Genomic DNA, 13,899 nt, shown 5'->3' on the forward strand with positions numbered 1-13,899 from the left:
GCTAAATGGTCACAACGTTGGATAAGGTGGATGTAGTCACGGTCGGTGTCGGTTGGACAGGCGGGATCATTGCCGCTGAATGCGCCAAAGCCGGGCTGAAGGTGGTCGGGCTTGAAAGGGGCCGTGAACGGAGCACGAGCGATTTCAGTGTGGTCCATGATGAATACCGCTACGCCATCCGCTATGAACTCATGCAGGATCTTTCGAAAGAAACAATTACGTTCCGAAACAACCGCCAGCAAAGAGCGTTGCCGATGCGACAGATGGGGTCATTTTTGCTCGGTGAGAACCTGGGCGGCGCCGGAACGCACTGGAACGGCCAGACTTGGCGCTTCCTGCCTTACGATTTCCAGATCAAAACGATGACGGAGCAGAAATACGGTGCCAATAAACTGTCGGCGGATTACCTGCTGCAGGACTGGGGTATCACCTATGATGAGCTGGAGCCATATTTCGACAAATTCGAAAAAACAGCAGGGATATCGGGTGAAGACAAAAACCCCTTCTGGGGCAAGCGTTCAGCTGACTACCCGACGCCACCGATGAAGAAAACGCCGATTTTGCAGCGGTTTGAAACTGCAACTTCCGATTTGGGCTACTCGCCTTTTATGATGCCATCCGCCAATCTGTCGGAGCCTTATACGAATCCGGATGGGGCTGCCATCAATGCCTGCCAGTACTGCGGGTTCTGTGAGCGCTTCGGCTGTGAATATGGAGCGAAGACCTCCCCGGAAATCACGGTGGTCCCGACCGCCTTGGAGACCGGCAATTATGAGATCAAGTTCAATGCCAATGTGGTGGAAGTGATGAAGGAAGGGGACAAAGTGACAGGTGTACGCTATTTTGATACCGTCACATTCGAGGAATTCATCCAGCCGGCGGAAGTTGTCGTTTTAACCAGCTATATCTTGAACAATGCGAAGCTTCTGATGGTATCGGAGATTGGCGAGCAGTATGACCCGGCTACTGGGCGCGGGACGCTCGGGAAAAACTATGCCTATCAGATTCTTCCTGGCGCTTCTGGATTCTTCGATGAAAAGATGAATACGTTCATGGGTGCCGGGGCACTCGGCATGACGATTGACGATTTCAACGGCGACAATTTCGACCATGGCGACCTCGATTTCATCCATGGAGCCAGCTTGTCGATGACCCAGACCGGAAACCGGCCGATCCTATCCAATCCGATTCCGCCGGACACCCCTTCCTGGGGAGCGGATTTCAAGAAAGCTTCCATCGAAAACTATACGAGAACATTGGGCGTCGGTGGCCAAGGAGCTTCCATGCCGCATAAAGAGAATTACATGGCGCTCGACAGTACGTATAAAGACATTTACGGCGTGCCGCTGCTGCAGCTGACTTATAATTTCACCGAACAGGACAAGGCCCTGCATGCTTATATCACGGAAAAGGCAGCGGGGATCATGCAGGAGATGGGCGCCAAGACGGTTGTCGGCGGAAGCCCGATTTCAGATTATGACATTGTCCCTTATCAAACAACGCACAACACCGGCGGCACGATCATGGGGGCCGATCCGGCAAACAGCGTCGTCAACAATTACTTGCAGCATTGGGATGCAGAGAATTTGTTTGTGATTGGTGCAGGGAACTTCGCCCACAACGGGGGCTATAACCCGACAGGAACGGTTGGGGCGCTTGCCTACCGGTGTGCAGAAGGTGTCATCAATTACAGCAAAAACGGCGGTTCGCTCGTCTAAAAGGAGGAGAAAGCAATGGGAGGATTAGCATCAATCGGAGTGCCTGGCCTGATTATCATTCTGGTGATTGTACTTATTTTATTCGGACCGAAAAAATTGCCGGAAATCGGCGGGGCAGTCGGGAAGACATTCTCTGAATTCAAGCGCTCGACCAAAGGGTTGATGGATGATGACGAGGAAGAGGTAAAAGAAGAGAAAAAATCCGAAAAAGTTTGAAGGTGATCCCATGGATCCGTATGGAGAAAGAAATTTGGTCAGCCCGCTAAGCAAAAAGAAATCCGCAACAGCGCCCTCTCGGCCAGAAGAATCGGAAATTCCGGGAGTGCAGGCGGCAGCAGGAAAGCCGCCGCAAGCGCCGGAACCTCCGCTGGAAGAGCGGGATGCACATACGGAAACGCTGATTGACCATCTAGGGGAATTGCGGAAACAACTTATTAAAAGTTTGTTCGTTTTCGCATTTTTCCTGATTGTGGTTTTTGCAACGCTGAATTTTTGGTTCCCATATGTGGTAAAAGGCCATGATCTAGTCATTCTCGGCCCGCTTGAAGTCATAAAATTCTACACGTCGATTTCTGTGACGCTGGCAATCGGGTTGGCGCTGCCATTCCTCTGCCACTTCATCTGGCAGTTCATCAAGCCGGGGCTAAAGGAAGAGGAAAGCAGATTTATCGGCCTGTATTCACCGGCGATGCTGCTATTGTTCATCGGCGGTGTGGCTTTTGGCTACTTCATTGTCAATCCATTAAGCTTCCAGTTCCTTGTCGGGCTGGGTGCCGCCAATTTTGCAGTTATGATTTCTGCTAGTGAATATATCCATTTTCTCATTATGACGACAATTCCGCTCGGGCTTCTTTTCGAGATGCCCATCGTGGCGCTTTTTCTGTCGTCCATCGGCATCCTGACTTCTGTGTCGATGAAGAAAGTGCGGAAGTGGTCCTATTTGGTGCTGGCCATCGTCTCGGCGCTCATTACGCCGCCGGATTTCATCAGCCAATTGTTGGTGCTGATTCCGATGGCATTGCTTTATGAAGCGAGCATCTACATTGTCCGTAAAATGGAGGCGCGGAAAGCGGCGATGGAAACAACAACTGTATAACCACCCCAGGCGCGTGCGGCATAAGCCGATGCGCCTTTTGAATGTGCTTCTCCGTTCGAACAGTAAGGGATTAGGCTAAATATAAAGAAAATTCCGATTTTTACTGGCACTCTTTCCCTCTTTTCTATACACTGAAAGGGCAAGGCAACTAAAGAGCAAGGCGGAATCGACAGACCATGATGAGGAGGAGCGGCATGACACTTGAATGGAAAGAAATCACAGATTTGAAATCAGTCGATGTCTCAAAATTAATGGAGGAAAGCGAAGCGGAAGGCTACCGCTTTTTGCGTCGGTTGGTTGATCAATACGAGGACGGAACTAACACATTCAATAAAGAAGGCGAAATCTTATATGGCGCTTGGGACAACGGACAACTGGTCGCAATCGGCGGATTGAACAGAGATCCCTATTCTGATAAGAGCGGAGTCGGCAGGCTGCGGCGCTTCTATATCTCGGAAAAGGTCCGCCGGCAAGGCATCGGGACACAATTGCTCCAAAAGATTGTCGACCATGCACGCGGCCATTTCAAGGAATTGGTGGTCCGGACGGATTCTGCGAATGCGGATGCGTTCTATAGGGCAAACGGCTTTTCGGGGGACCTAGGGCTCCCGGACGCATCCCATGGATTGACGCTCGAAAATGATTATTCAAAATCGGCACAATAAGGTTGGGACGGCGGCTTGCATATGCAGGCCGCTTTTTAGTATGTTGAAAACAGCAGGGGGAGAGAATATGAGAAAAGTGGAGGTATTGCCATTTGACCCGGATTGGCAGCGCCGTTTTGAAGAGGCAGCCATGGAAATTGCCGGGATCTTCGGGGAGGAATGTGTAGAAATCCATCATATTGGGAGCACTTCGGTGGAGGGGCTGTCTGCAAAACCCGTCATCGACCTGTTGCCGGTTGTACGGTCTATTGGAAGCGTCGATGCTTTCAACACGAAAATGGCGGATGCGGGGTATGTGGCAAAAGGCGAAAACGGGCTGCCAGGGAGAAGGTTTTTCCAAAAAGGCGGCAATGAACGCACGCACCACGTCCATGTCTTCGAGAAAGGCAGCCCGGAAATCAGGCGCCATCTGGCATTTCGCGATTACTTGCGCACCCATCCAGAAAAAGCGCAAGAATACGGAGCGTTGAAAGAAAAATTGGCGGCCGAATACCCTATGGATATCGAAATGTACATAGCAGGGAAAACGGAACTGGTATCCATGATTGAAAAATTGGCAATGGAGGAATCGTAATGGAAATGTCTGATTGGAAAGGCGCAGCCGGCGTCTGCGTCAATGAAAAAAATGAGGTGCTGCTCGTTTTGCAGAACATCTCTGAAGAAGACGGCGACAAATGGGCCGTCCCGGCTGGCGGGGTTGAGCCGGGCGAAAGCCTGGAAGAAAGCTGCAAGCGGGAGTTTTTCGAAGAAACCGGTCTTGAAGTAACAGTTTTAGAAGAACTGAAAGTCAGAAGCGGGCAATATGAAAATTTTGACGTGTCTTTCAATGTGCATTACTTCCGGGTGGAAGTCACCGGCGGCGAGCTCAATACCCATGACCCGTTCGGCCTGATCCTTGATGTGGCATGGAAGCCGGTCGGGGAACTGGATGCCCTGGATATGGTTTATCCGGATGACCGGGCACTGATTCGGTCCATGGTGAAAAACTGAAACAGGATTAAAAGCGGTTCCAGCGGGTATTTTAAAGGTAACAGCAAACAGAGGAGGCACGAGCATGAAAAAGGATAAGGAAGGCCATGAAGGGGAAGAACTGATTCCGGAAGTCGAGCCGCGCCGAAACATGCCAGAGAAAAAAGAGATGGATCCGATGCCCGATCGGGACTTGGAATACAAGGAAAACTCCAATGAAAAGTATCGGGACAAACAGCCGGACAACGAATAAAAACAAGCCAGCATTGAACTGCACCGAAATTGTTAGACACAATCTAACAGTGGAGGTGCAGTTTTTTTATTGTCCCAATCGCTGAAAAGCAAGAGGGAAAGAAAAAAGCAAGAAGCAGCGCTTCCCGCTTTTTAGTAATGGGCTTTGTCTTTTTCCAGTTCCTCCACCAATTCGGAGTAGCGCTGCAGATCATGGTCTCCATACTTTTCGATGTAATTGACAATTTGTGTTTTCAATTCTTTCCGCAGGCGTTCAACAGCCACCAGCTTTTCTTTCATCGACTGGCGCCGCCATAATTCGGCATCTTTGACGTCCTCCATCTTTTCCAGCATGTCGATCTCTGCCAGCAAAACGAGCGCTTCCGTCTTTTTGTCTTCATACTTCTTCAATGCTTTCTCCACTTTCCGCGTATCGTTGTCAAAAGTCATTTTGGAATACATTGACAAGTTGCCCACCGCCCCTTCTTTGAGCTGCTTTTTCCCTATTAACCCTTGCTACCTCTATTATAAGCCCGGCCGCTGCGGAATTAAATAGAAATATTCAGATAAATCATTGACGCTTGGACTGGTTTTGATTATGATGGAAGAAATAACGCGAGGGGGTGGGTATGATGGTTCGAACTGGTAAGCGCATGACAGAGTGTCAGGAATATCTTTACATTCTTCATGGCGTTACTTTCACTAAAACACATGTACGGGAGAAGTCTGTCCTTTTTCAGACAACTGCATGGAGTGAAAAATACCAGTAAGAGACATCTGCCTGCAAACGGAATTTAGCAAAAGGCATGCGTCCCTGCATGCCTTTTTTGTATGGCGCGGGTCTCTTCGATGGAGAGGAAGAGAACAATGATAATCAGCCAATTTCAACAAATCATGTGCCATTTTGCTAATCAGAAATTATTCAACCATATAAAAGGAGAAGTTGCAGAAGGCCAGCGGATCGGCCTTGTCGGCCGCAATGGCGAAGGGAAAACCACACTATTGAATGTGCTGGCCGGTGAACTGCACCCGACCGAAGGGTCTGTGACGTGGAAAAAAGGCTGTTCTGTCGGCTTGCTGAAGCAATCACCGCAAGAAGAACCGGAATGGACAGTCGAACAATTACTGAAAACCGCGTTTGCGGATCTGCTCCAAGCGGGTGAGCGTCTGGCAGAAATGGAAAAGAAAATGGAGACGGCCGACCCCGGCTCACTCGAACGCCTGTTAGAACGCTACGGCAGTTTGCAGGACGAGTTCAGCCGCAAAGGCGGGTACGAAATCGACGTGCGGATCGACCAGGTACTGAACGGATTGAAAATCACTTCCTTGAAGCATGAACTGTGGGGCCATTTGAGCGGCGGTGAACGGACGAAAGCCGGACTGGCGAAGCTGCTGCTCCAGGAACCGGATCTGCTTTTGCTGGATGAGCCGACGAACCATTTGGACTTGGAAGCGATTGAATGGCTTGGGTCTTTCATCGGCCATTACAAAGGTACGATTGTCCTCGTTTCCCACGACCGGTACTTCCTGGACGAAGCCGTGACTTGCATATGGGAATTGGATCAAGGAGATTTGATCCAGTATAAAGGAAATTACTCGGATTACGTCAAAGAACGGGAAGCGCGGCTTCTTCTTGAGTTCCAGCAATATCAGGACCAGCAAAAGAAAATCCAGAAAATGAAAGAGACGATCAAGCGTTTGAAAGAATGGGCCAACCGGGCGAATCCGCCGAATGCCGGCATGCACCGCCAGGCAAAGAGCATTGAAAAGGCTTTAGCGCGGATTGAACTGCTCGATCGGCCGGTGCTGGCTAAAAAACAGATGGCTCTCGATTTCAGGATGGCTAGCCGCAGCGGCAAAGACGTCGTCCGCATTGAAGGCTTATGGAAAGAGTTCGGTGATCGGACCTTGTTCCAGGAAGCCGGGATGCATGTGCGTTTTGGCGAAAGAGCCGCAATTGTCGGAGCGAATGGCGCCGGCAAAACAACGCTGCTCAACATCATTCTGGGCAGCGAAGGGGCGGACGCCGGAGAAGTGCTGATGGGCAGCGGCGTTTCGGCCGGCTATCTGTCCCAGCATACACTCGAGATGGACAATGATCGTTCAGTGATTGAGGAATTCCGGGATATGGTAGCTGTATCGGAATACGATGCCCGGCCGATGCTGGCGAAATTCCTGTTCTTCGGCAATATGGTGTTTCAGCCCGTCCGCCAGCTCAGCGGCGGGGAACGAATGCGGCTTCGGCTGGCGCAATTGATGCACTCTGATTGCAACTTGCTTATCCTGGACGAACCGACAAACCATCTTGATTTGGAAGCCAAAGAAGTGATGGAAGAAGCGCTTGCCGGATTCCCGGGCACAATCATTTCCGTATCCCATGACCGGTACTTTCTGGATAAACTGTTTGAAGCAACGTACTGGATCGACAACGAATCCATCGAACGTTTTGACGGAAATTACTCGTTTGCCAAAGGCAAAAAGAGCGCGCAGGTTTTTTTGTGAAAATTTGCCTGAAACCGGCATCAGTGCATGAGGCTATGGGATAATAGAGATAAGCATAACGACCAAGACTGAAGATTAAGGTGGAATACATGACAGCTATAGGGACAATACCAGAAGGAATTTCTTTGCTTAACGCGCTCGACCATATCGGCGAAACCATCATGATAGCGGACGAGGCTTACAACATCCGCTGGATGAACAGTGAAGCCCATCGGCTGCTGTCGAAAGTGGTGCCGCTATATGGAATGGAAGATACACGCGAGCTGATCGGGATGAATATGGATGCGTTCCACCAGCAGCCGGCACGGCAGCGGGAAAAGATGAAGCATATCAGCGAAATGCATCGTGCAAGAATCACGATCAAAAACGAGTTTGTGACAGATATTGTAGTCACTCCTGTCAAAGGCAAAGATCAGGAAATTGCCGGTTACATCGTCATGCTGATGGATGTGACAACACAGGCAGAAGAACTGAAAAGGAACGAACAGCTCATAAAAGATTTATCCATCCCGATTCTGCACATCTGGCATAAGACCATAGCGCTCCCATTGATCGGGGAATTCGACCGGCACCGCTCGGATGAGCTGCTGGCCAAAGTGCTGATGGAATGTGCGAACAGGAATATTGAGTATGTGCTGCTCGATTTAAGCGGTGTAACAGAATTTGAAAACGAAATCCGCTACCAGATCCAAATGATGACAGACAGCTTGAAATTGATCGGCACCGATTGCATTTTGGTGGGCATCAATCCAAAACTGGCAATGTCGATTGTTTCGCTTGAGACCTGCACGCCCATCTTCAGCACTGCGCATGCAGGCCTGAAGTATATAATGGAACTTCAAGAGCAGCGATGAAACTGCAATAAAAAACAGCTTACCCTTTCGGGATAAGCTGTTTTTTTGTGTCGGCCGGGTCGACCCATTCCTGTGACCAGTCTTGGATGGCATCCATAACGGGTTTAAGGGAAAAGCCTTTTTCAGTCAACTCATATTCAATCCGGACAGGGGTTTCCGGATATACTTTTCGAACAACGACGCCTTGTGCTTCGAGATTTTTCAGCCGTTCAGACAACAGCCTTCCGCTGATTCCGATGACTTCCGTCAAATGGCTGAAGCGCTGCGGCCCAGACAATAACTGATATATGATCAAACCGGTCCAACGTTGGCTGAGAAGTGAAATCGCACTTTCAAAACGGGGGCAGATTACAGTAGTATCCATTGCAGTCACTCCTTTTTTACATAATAACATAAATACCGCATTGAATAAAGGAATGTAGTTACTTGACACCTTATTGTTCTTAAAATATAATTGGTTACATAAAGTAACTAAAGAAAAGAGGGCCTCAAATGAATTTTCATGTAAAACCAGTCACATATGTAGGTGAAGTCGGATTAAAAGTTCTGGATTTAAAAGAAATGATCCGTTTTTATAAAGAGATCATCGGTTTTGAAGTGTTGAAAGAAACGGAAAATGCCGCTGTATTGGGAGCAGGAGGGCAAGCCTTGCTGAAATTGGAGGCGGGTAATGGGATTGTCCCTAAAAATCAGCGCTACGCAGGCTTGTACCATTTTGCCATCTTGCTTCCGGACCGCAAGGAACTAGGGAAAATGCTCCTCCACCTCCATAATAATGGAGTGGGGATCGGATCCTCGGATCATTTGGTCAGTGAAGCACTGTATCTAAGCGATCCGGAAGGGAACGGCATCGAAATTTACCGCGACCGGGAACCGGAAGAATGGGACTGGAACGGCAGCCAAGTTGTAATGGCAGTGGATCCGGTCGATGCTGCAGGCCTTGTACAGGCCGCTGAAGCGTCCGGGGAAGTGTTCCAAGGGCTGCCTGCCGGGACGGTAATGGGGCATATCCACCTTCACGTTTCAGATTTAGTGAAAGCGAAAGATTTTTATGTGAACGGTTTAGGGTTTGAAGTGGTTTCTTCTTTAGGGGGACAGGCATTGTTCCTGGCGGACCAGAAGTATCACCACCATATCGGTTTGAATGTCTGGAATGGCATCGGCATTCCGGCGCTCCCGGAAAACGCAGCGGGCCTGGGGTATTATACATTGGTGCTTGAGAACGAAGAGAAGCGCAAAGCCACGGTCAGCCAGCTGCGCGATTTCGGAGCGGAAGTCGAAATGCAAGGTGACCTAGTTGAAGTGAAAGACCCAGCGGGGAATACGATTCGTTTAACTGTATAACCAAAAGAGGCAGTCTCTGGATTAATCAGAGACTGCCTCTTTTTGTGCTGCAACTGGATAGCTACAGCTGTCGGCTGCGTCCAGCAAGAAATCCAAGTCCGGATTTTTTGCTGTCTGGTTTTGCCGTGTTTCCATATATACGTTCATTCTCTCTTTGCTTTTCAGTTCTTCGAGAGGAATATCGGAATAAGATAAAAGAATCAACCCGAATGCCGCGACGATTAAAGTGATGCCTAAAAGTGAAAGGAATCCCTTCATAGTAAACCCCGCCTTCTAAATGTTTGCTTATGGTAAAGAACGCCTCAGCAAACAGAAAGTTCCTGCTTGAGGAAAAACGGGATTTTCGCAATACTGAAAAGAAAGAAACTTCATTTTGCGTGAAGTTCCGGAAGGAGGAAAAGAAGATGATTTCATTAGAAACCGAAATTTGCCGCTTGTTAGGAATCGCGAATCCCATTATCCAGGCAGGTATGGCGGGAGGGCCGACCACTGCCAGTCTGGTGGCGGCAGTCAGTGAAGCAGGCGGCCTTGGAAGCCTGGGGGCTGCGTACATGCCCCCCGAAGTGTTGAGGGAGACGGTAAAGGAAATCCGCAAACAGACGCAGAATCCGTTTGCCGTCAATATTTTTGCGGAAAATGCCAAAGACGATTTCGGAAGGGTTGAAGAAGTCCAAAAGGCATTGAATGCATTCCGCCGCGAATTGGGGATAGAGGAAGCGGCCGGCCCATTCTCTTCGCCCGACTGGAGCCGGGAGCAATTTGAAGTTTGCCTTGCAGAAGGCGTACCGGTCATCAGCACCGCCTTCGGCTCGCTTCCAGCCGAAGGGATGAACGCGGCAAAACAGCAAGGCGTAAAAATTATCACAATGGTCACCACTGTGCAGGAAGCCTTGGAAGCTGAGCGGGATGGTGCAGATGCCATTGTTGCACAGGGCAGTGAAGCGGGCGGGCACCGGAGCACTTTTTCTCTCGATTCCCACCCGGACGGTGCACAAGTCGGGCTGATGTCGCTCCTTCCCCAAATCGTGGACGCGGTGGACATTCCCGTCATCGCAGCCGGTGGAATTGCCGATGGGCGCGGCTTGGCCGCTTCGCTGGTCCTAGGGGCTGCAGGCGTGCAGATTGGCACGCGGTTTTTATGCGCAGTGGAATCAGCTGCCCATCCGGCACATAAAAGGGCGATATTCGAAAGTGATGAAGAAAGCACGGTCATAACGAAAAACTTCTCCGGCCGGCCGGCTAGGGGGATCAAGAACCGCTTCATTTCGGAATTTGATGAAATGGGCTTCCAGCCGCTTCCATTCCCATCGCAAAATACAATCACCAAAGATATCCGCGCAGCTGCCGCGAAGCAGGGCGATGCCCAGTTCATGTCGCTATGGGCGGGGCAGTCGACGCGTATGCTCCGCGAAGAAGAAAGCGCCGCTGACATCGTGCGAACCGTTATGGAAGAAGCGCGGCGGATCTGCCGCTAGAAGCGGGTGAAACTTTTCCTTCTTTTGTCCGTAAATGTTATTGAGGAAAAACATTCGGATGAAAAAGGGGATCGAATCATGGGATCGATACTGATATTTGGAGCCATCGTGGCATTGCTTGCCGCATTTATCATCGTGCCGCTGGCCGGCGGCAAGGGGAACCATAAAGAAGACGGCGCTGCCGGTCCGCTAGCGATGGTGCCGGCGTTGATTGCCGTCTTTATCATAGGTACGGCGGCAGTGGCGGCCTATTATTATATCGGAAATATCGACCGGAACCCGTTGTCGCTGTGGCCGGTCCTCCTTGTGGCGGCCGGTCTCGGGACACTGTTTTCACACGGCAGGGAGCAAAAAGCAAAGGCCGTTTTATTCGCGGGCGCTTTGCTGTTGGCGGCCTACATCTTTTCTGCCCCACTGTTCAATGCGGAGAAAAAGCATGAAACTGCCGGCATGGCAGAAGAAACAGAAATTGCAGCATTTGATGAAACCCAGACACCCGCAAGCGTTCCGCCGAAATTTGCGCGCAACAAGATGAAAAAAGCGTTCGGCCAAGTGCCGGATACCAGCTATTATGAGCTGGGCAGGTTGCAGGTGCAGAAAGTGGACGGGCAATTCGTCTACATCGCTCCGGTGGAGTTTTCCGGGTTTTTCAAGTGGTGGAACGCTGATTCCACGCCGGGGTATTTTACCATGAGCGCAACCGATGCTTCGGCCAATCCGAAATTCATCAAAGCGGAAATGATCTATACCCCTTCCTCTTATTTCAATAAAAACATCGAGCGCCATATGCGGCTGCAAAATCCGGAAGCGGTGTTTTACGGGGACTCTCAGCTTGAAGTCGATGACAGCGGAAAACCGTTCTACATCCGCACCTATGGCGATTTCATCAGCGGACGCAACGGCTTTGACGCCAAAGGCATTGTGGCGGTGGACCCGGCAAGCGGAAAGACGGAAGCATACACGCTAAAGGACATCCCGGCATTTATGGACGGGGCGGTCTCCCCGGAATCGGTGAGTCTGGAAAACAGCTATTACGGCAATTATGTCCACGGCTTCTGGAACAGCAAGTTCGGCAAGAAAGATGTGAAATTGCCGTCCGATGAAGGAACGGAAGCGAACGTCAGCCCGATTTTCGATGCAGAAGGCGAGATGTATTACTTCACGGACTTTACAAGCCCGAAAGAAGGCGTCGATTCCATGCTCGGTTATTCCCTGACCAATGCCCGGACCGGTGAATCGACATATTTCACGGGGGATATGGAAGACTCGTATATGGATTCCCAAGGGAACCTGCAGATCATCGAAAAGCAGTTTATTGAAAAGCAATGGTCCGGTGAAATGCCGGTGCTCTATAATTTCTATGGAGAAGCCAGCTGGCTGACGCCGGTTCTGGATTCGAACGGCTTCCTGCAGAATTATTTCATCGTTTCGGCTGCGAATCCCGAGATCTCCGTGCACGCGGCAACGCCGAATGAAGCACTTCAGCTGTACAAAACCGCGTTGCAGCGCGGCGGCAGTTCGGTTGATGGCAGTTCGAACGCTGAAGAAGCGACCGCCTCCGGCACAGTGGAACGGGTGTTCAAAGAGAAGAACGGCGATTTTACGGTCGTTTCCTTCTTGCTGCAGAACGGCACGAATTTCATTGTTTCTTCCGAAAATGTACCTTTAGCAATCTATTTGGCAGAAGGGGATCGGGTCGAAATCACTTACCTGAAGACCGGGGACTTGTTCTTGCCGGTTAAAGAGATGTCCATTGCCGGAATCGGCGAATAAAACAAAAAATCCTTTTGCTTACCGAAGTGAAAGGATTTTTTCCACCCGATAGAGAAGCTTATTACTTTATAGACAAGAGTTATATGATTACACTGTGGGAAGAGAGGTGATGCGCGTGCGGAAACTGGTATGGCTGATGGTAGTGCTTGTGGCTGTTTTTTTGGCACGGCCCCTATGGGAAGAAAAAGCGGGGGAATATGTGGATCTCGGTTTTCTTGATTCGATTGATGAGACGATCGGCCAAGTGAAAGACGATCCTTCTTTAGCGGAGGCGTTTGAAGGAGCGAAGCAGTTTACGCTCCAGATCGGCGGCCAGCTGGAATCGATGATCAGGAACAGCACGGCGGAAATGCCGGAAGCGGCAGCGAAGCCGGAACTGGATGATACGCAATCGCTGTTTGCGGTGCATAATGTGACGCTTGGCATGACGAAAGAACAGGCACAGGCGAACGTAGGGCTGCCGCTGCGCTTGATGCGGAATGAATATGGCACGGATTGGCATAGCTACCATCAAGATTACCAGAATTATGTCCTCTTGTCGTATGACCAGGAAGGGCATGTCAATGGCATGTTCACCAATCAGGATCTGATTTCTTCGACACGGGGCATCACAATGAATTCGCATAAAGCGGAAGTGCGCGCAGCGCTCGGAATCCCACTCAAAAGCCTTCAAAAAGGAAACGTCCAGTACATTCTCGACACGCGTGACGAATACGACGTCTTTAAAGTCGACTCCTTGTATGTCACGGTTTTTTATGATGTCCACGAGGAAGATACGGTGACGGCGCTTCAAGTGATAGACGGGGAGTTGGAGCAGAAGCGCCCACAGATCTATGCAGAACCGGACGCAGAGCTTAAGGAAGGCTTTGAATTCCTGTTGTTCGAACTTACGAACTCAGCCCGCATCCAGCGGGAGCTTCCGCTTTTGAAGTGGGACGAAGCGACGCGCGAAACAGCCCGCAAACATAGTGAAGACATGGCGGAAAACAGGTATTTCAGCCATACGAACCTGGTCGGGAAGTCGCCGTTCGACCGGATGGGCGATGACGGCATATCGTTCTTCGTCGCCGGTGAAAACCTCGCGTACGGACAGTACAGCAGCATTTTTGCACATGAAGGCTTGATGAATTCGATGGGGCACCGTGAAAATATTGTCAAACCCGATTTCGGTTATCTGGGTGTCGGAGTCTCGTTCAATTCTGACGACCAGCCGTATTTTACGGCCAATTTTTTCAATCGATGAAAAGGCAGCCTCCACAGAAAGCTGGTGGA

Annotated in this window: 16 protein-coding genes; 13 read left to right on the forward strand and 3 right to left on the reverse strand. The window is 50.2% G+C overall.

Annotated features, from left to right (window positions below; genetic code table 11):
- The first annotated feature begins 5 nt into the window (after nt 1-5).
- The 7 genes from ACFSDB_RS18095 (at nt 6) to ACFSDB_RS18125 (ending at nt 4,701) form a co-directional block, all read left to right on the forward strand.
- The gene (locus tag ACFSDB_RS18095) at nt 6-1,718 is read left to right on the forward strand and encodes a GMC family oxidoreductase (protein WP_204893355.1); all 1,713 of its coding nucleotides are present in this window, start codon (nt 6-8) and stop codon (nt 1,716-1,718) included.
- 15 nt (nt 1,719-1,733) lie between these two features.
- Nucleotides 1,734-1,934, forward strand: a complete 201-nt coding sequence (gene tatA / locus ACFSDB_RS18100; RefSeq protein WP_204893354.1) for a twin-arginine translocase TatA/TatE family subunit — start codon at nt 1,734-1,736, stop codon at nt 1,932-1,934.
- A gap of 10 nt (nt 1,935-1,944) precedes the next feature.
- Complete coding sequence (gene tatC, locus ACFSDB_RS18105) at nt 1,945-2,814, forward strand: twin-arginine translocase subunit TatC (protein ID WP_204893353.1); 870 nt, start codon at nt 1,945-1,947, stop codon at nt 2,812-2,814.
- A gap of 194 nt (nt 2,815-3,008) precedes the next feature.
- Nucleotides 3,009-3,479 carry a GNAT family N-acetyltransferase gene (locus ACFSDB_RS18110; RefSeq protein WP_204893352.1) on the forward strand — a complete coding sequence of 157 codons (471 nt, stop codon included), beginning with the start codon at nt 3,009-3,011 and terminating at the stop codon, nt 3,477-3,479.
- A 67-nt stretch (nt 3,480-3,546) separates the two neighbouring features.
- The gene (locus ACFSDB_RS18115) at nt 3,547-4,053 is read left to right on the forward strand and encodes a GrpB family protein (RefSeq protein WP_204893351.1); all 507 of its coding nucleotides are present in this window, start codon (nt 3,547-3,549) and stop codon (nt 4,051-4,053) included.
- On the forward strand, nt 4,053-4,469 hold the full coding sequence (locus ACFSDB_RS18120; RefSeq protein ID WP_377340871.1) for an NUDIX hydrolase: 417 nt from the start codon (nt 4,053-4,055) through the stop codon (nt 4,467-4,469). Before ACFSDB_RS18115 ends, ACFSDB_RS18120 begins: the two co-directional genes overlap by 1 nt.
- Before the next feature lie 64 nt (nt 4,470-4,533).
- Complete coding sequence (locus ACFSDB_RS18125; protein ID WP_204893350.1) at nt 4,534-4,701, forward strand: hypothetical protein; 168 nt, start codon at nt 4,534-4,536, stop codon at nt 4,699-4,701.
- Nucleotides 4,702-4,832: 131 nt separating this feature from the next.
- Here ACFSDB_RS18125 and ACFSDB_RS18130 read toward each other — a convergent pair whose 3' ends face one another.
- Nucleotides 4,833-5,141 (reverse strand): hypothetical protein, encoded by a 309-nt coding sequence (locus ACFSDB_RS18130; protein ID WP_377340916.1) that lies wholly within the window; start codon nt 5,139-5,141, stop codon nt 4,833-4,835.
- 405 nt (nt 5,142-5,546) lie between these two features.
- Between ACFSDB_RS18130 and abc-f the strand changes: the two genes are divergently transcribed.
- Both abc-f and ACFSDB_RS18140 read left to right on the forward strand, forming a co-directional pair.
- A complete protein-coding gene (gene abc-f, locus ACFSDB_RS18135) occupies nt 5,547-7,181 on the forward strand; it encodes a ribosomal protection-like ABC-F family protein (protein ID WP_204893348.1) in 1,635 nt (544 codons plus the stop codon).
- Nucleotides 7,182-7,270: 89 nt separating this feature from the next.
- Nucleotides 7,271-8,035: an STAS domain-containing protein gene (locus ACFSDB_RS18140; protein ID WP_204893347.1), complete on the forward strand. Its 765-nt coding sequence runs from the start codon at nt 7,271-7,273 to the stop codon at nt 8,033-8,035.
- A gap of 19 nt (nt 8,036-8,054) precedes the next feature.
- Here ACFSDB_RS18140 and ACFSDB_RS18145 read toward each other — a convergent pair whose 3' ends face one another.
- Entirely contained in the window at nt 8,055-8,399 is a 345-nt protein-coding gene (locus ACFSDB_RS18145) for a winged helix-turn-helix transcriptional regulator (protein WP_204893346.1), read from the reverse strand.
- 128 nt (nt 8,400-8,527) lie between these two features.
- Between ACFSDB_RS18145 and ACFSDB_RS18150 the strand changes: the two genes are divergently transcribed.
- On the forward strand, nt 8,528-9,379 hold the full coding sequence (locus tag ACFSDB_RS18150; protein WP_204893345.1) for a VOC family protein: 852 nt from the start codon (nt 8,528-8,530) through the stop codon (nt 9,377-9,379).
- A 21-nt stretch (nt 9,380-9,400) separates the two neighbouring features.
- On the opposite strand, the gene ACFSDB_RS18155 is transcribed toward ACFSDB_RS18150, so the two are convergent.
- Nucleotides 9,401-9,637: a hypothetical protein gene (locus tag ACFSDB_RS18155; RefSeq protein ID WP_204893344.1), complete on the reverse strand. Its 237-nt coding sequence runs from the start codon at nt 9,635-9,637 to the stop codon at nt 9,401-9,403.
- A 146-nt stretch (nt 9,638-9,783) separates the two neighbouring features.
- Between ACFSDB_RS18155 and ACFSDB_RS18160 the strand changes: the two genes are divergently transcribed.
- The 3 genes from ACFSDB_RS18160 to ACFSDB_RS18170 all read left to right on the forward strand — a co-directional run bounded on the left by ACFSDB_RS18160 (nt 9,784) and on the right by ACFSDB_RS18170 (nt 13,870).
- Nucleotides 9,784-10,854: an NAD(P)H-dependent flavin oxidoreductase gene (locus tag ACFSDB_RS18160; RefSeq protein ID WP_204893343.1), complete on the forward strand. Its 1,071-nt coding sequence runs from the start codon at nt 9,784-9,786 to the stop codon at nt 10,852-10,854.
- 78 nt (nt 10,855-10,932) lie between these two features.
- Nucleotides 10,933-12,627: a hypothetical protein gene (locus ACFSDB_RS18165; protein WP_204893342.1), complete on the forward strand. Its 1,695-nt coding sequence runs from the start codon at nt 10,933-10,935 to the stop codon at nt 12,625-12,627.
- Nucleotides 12,628-12,742: 115 nt separating this feature from the next.
- Nucleotides 12,743-13,870: a CAP domain-containing protein gene (locus ACFSDB_RS18170; protein ID WP_204893374.1), complete on the forward strand. Its 1,128-nt coding sequence runs from the start codon at nt 12,743-12,745 to the stop codon at nt 13,868-13,870.
- Nucleotides 13,871-13,899 lie beyond the last annotated feature (29 nt).

Source organism: Planococcus chinensis (genome assembly GCF_042681545.1).
Classification (GTDB): domain Bacteria; phylum Bacillota; class Bacilli; order Bacillales_A; family Planococcaceae; genus Planococcus; species Planococcus chinensis.

What these genes read in the sequence shown, in the direction of transcription:
- ACFSDB_RS18160 (WP_204893343.1), top strand. Translation starts at nt 9,784, where the DNA reads ATGATTTCATTAGAAACCGAAATTTGCCGCTTGTTAGGAATCGCGAAT.
- ACFSDB_RS18165 (WP_204893342.1), top strand. Translation starts at nt 10,933, where the DNA reads ATGGGATCGATACTGATATTTGGAGCCATCGTGGCATTGCTTGCCGCA.
- ACFSDB_RS18145 (WP_204893346.1), bottom strand. Translation starts at nt 8,399, where the DNA reads ATGGATACTACTGTAATCTGCCCCCGTTTTGAAAGTGCGATTTCACTT.
- ACFSDB_RS18125 (WP_204893350.1), top strand. Translation starts at nt 4,534, where the DNA reads ATGAAAAAGGATAAGGAAGGCCATGAAGGGGAAGAACTGATTCCGGAA.
- tatA (WP_204893354.1), top strand. Translation starts at nt 1,734, where the DNA reads ATGGGAGGATTAGCATCAATCGGAGTGCCTGGCCTGATTATCATTCTG.
- ACFSDB_RS18095 (WP_204893355.1), top strand. Translation starts at nt 6, where the DNA reads ATGGTCACAACGTTGGATAAGGTGGATGTAGTCACGGTCGGTGTCGGT.
- ACFSDB_RS18110 (WP_204893352.1), top strand. Translation starts at nt 3,009, where the DNA reads ATGACACTTGAATGGAAAGAAATCACAGATTTGAAATCAGTCGATGTC.
- ACFSDB_RS18130 (WP_377340916.1), bottom strand. Translation starts at nt 5,141, where the DNA reads ATGTATTCCAAAATGACTTTTGACAACGATACGCGGAAAGTGGAGAAA.
- abc-f (WP_204893348.1), top strand. Translation starts at nt 5,547, where the DNA reads ATGATAATCAGCCAATTTCAACAAATCATGTGCCATTTTGCTAATCAG.
- ACFSDB_RS18150 (WP_204893345.1), top strand. Translation starts at nt 8,528, where the DNA reads ATGAATTTTCATGTAAAACCAGTCACATATGTAGGTGAAGTCGGATTA.
- tatC (WP_204893353.1), top strand. Translation starts at nt 1,945, where the DNA reads ATGGATCCGTATGGAGAAAGAAATTTGGTCAGCCCGCTAAGCAAAAAG.
- ACFSDB_RS18155 (WP_204893344.1), bottom strand. Translation starts at nt 9,637, where the DNA reads ATGAAGGGATTCCTTTCACTTTTAGGCATCACTTTAATCGTCGCGGCA.
- ACFSDB_RS18120 (WP_377340871.1), top strand. Translation starts at nt 4,053, where the DNA reads ATGGAAATGTCTGATTGGAAAGGCGCAGCCGGCGTCTGCGTCAATGAA.
- ACFSDB_RS18115 (WP_204893351.1), top strand. Translation starts at nt 3,547, where the DNA reads ATGAGAAAAGTGGAGGTATTGCCATTTGACCCGGATTGGCAGCGCCGT.
- ACFSDB_RS18140 (WP_204893347.1), top strand. Translation starts at nt 7,271, where the DNA reads ATGACAGCTATAGGGACAATACCAGAAGGAATTTCTTTGCTTAACGCG.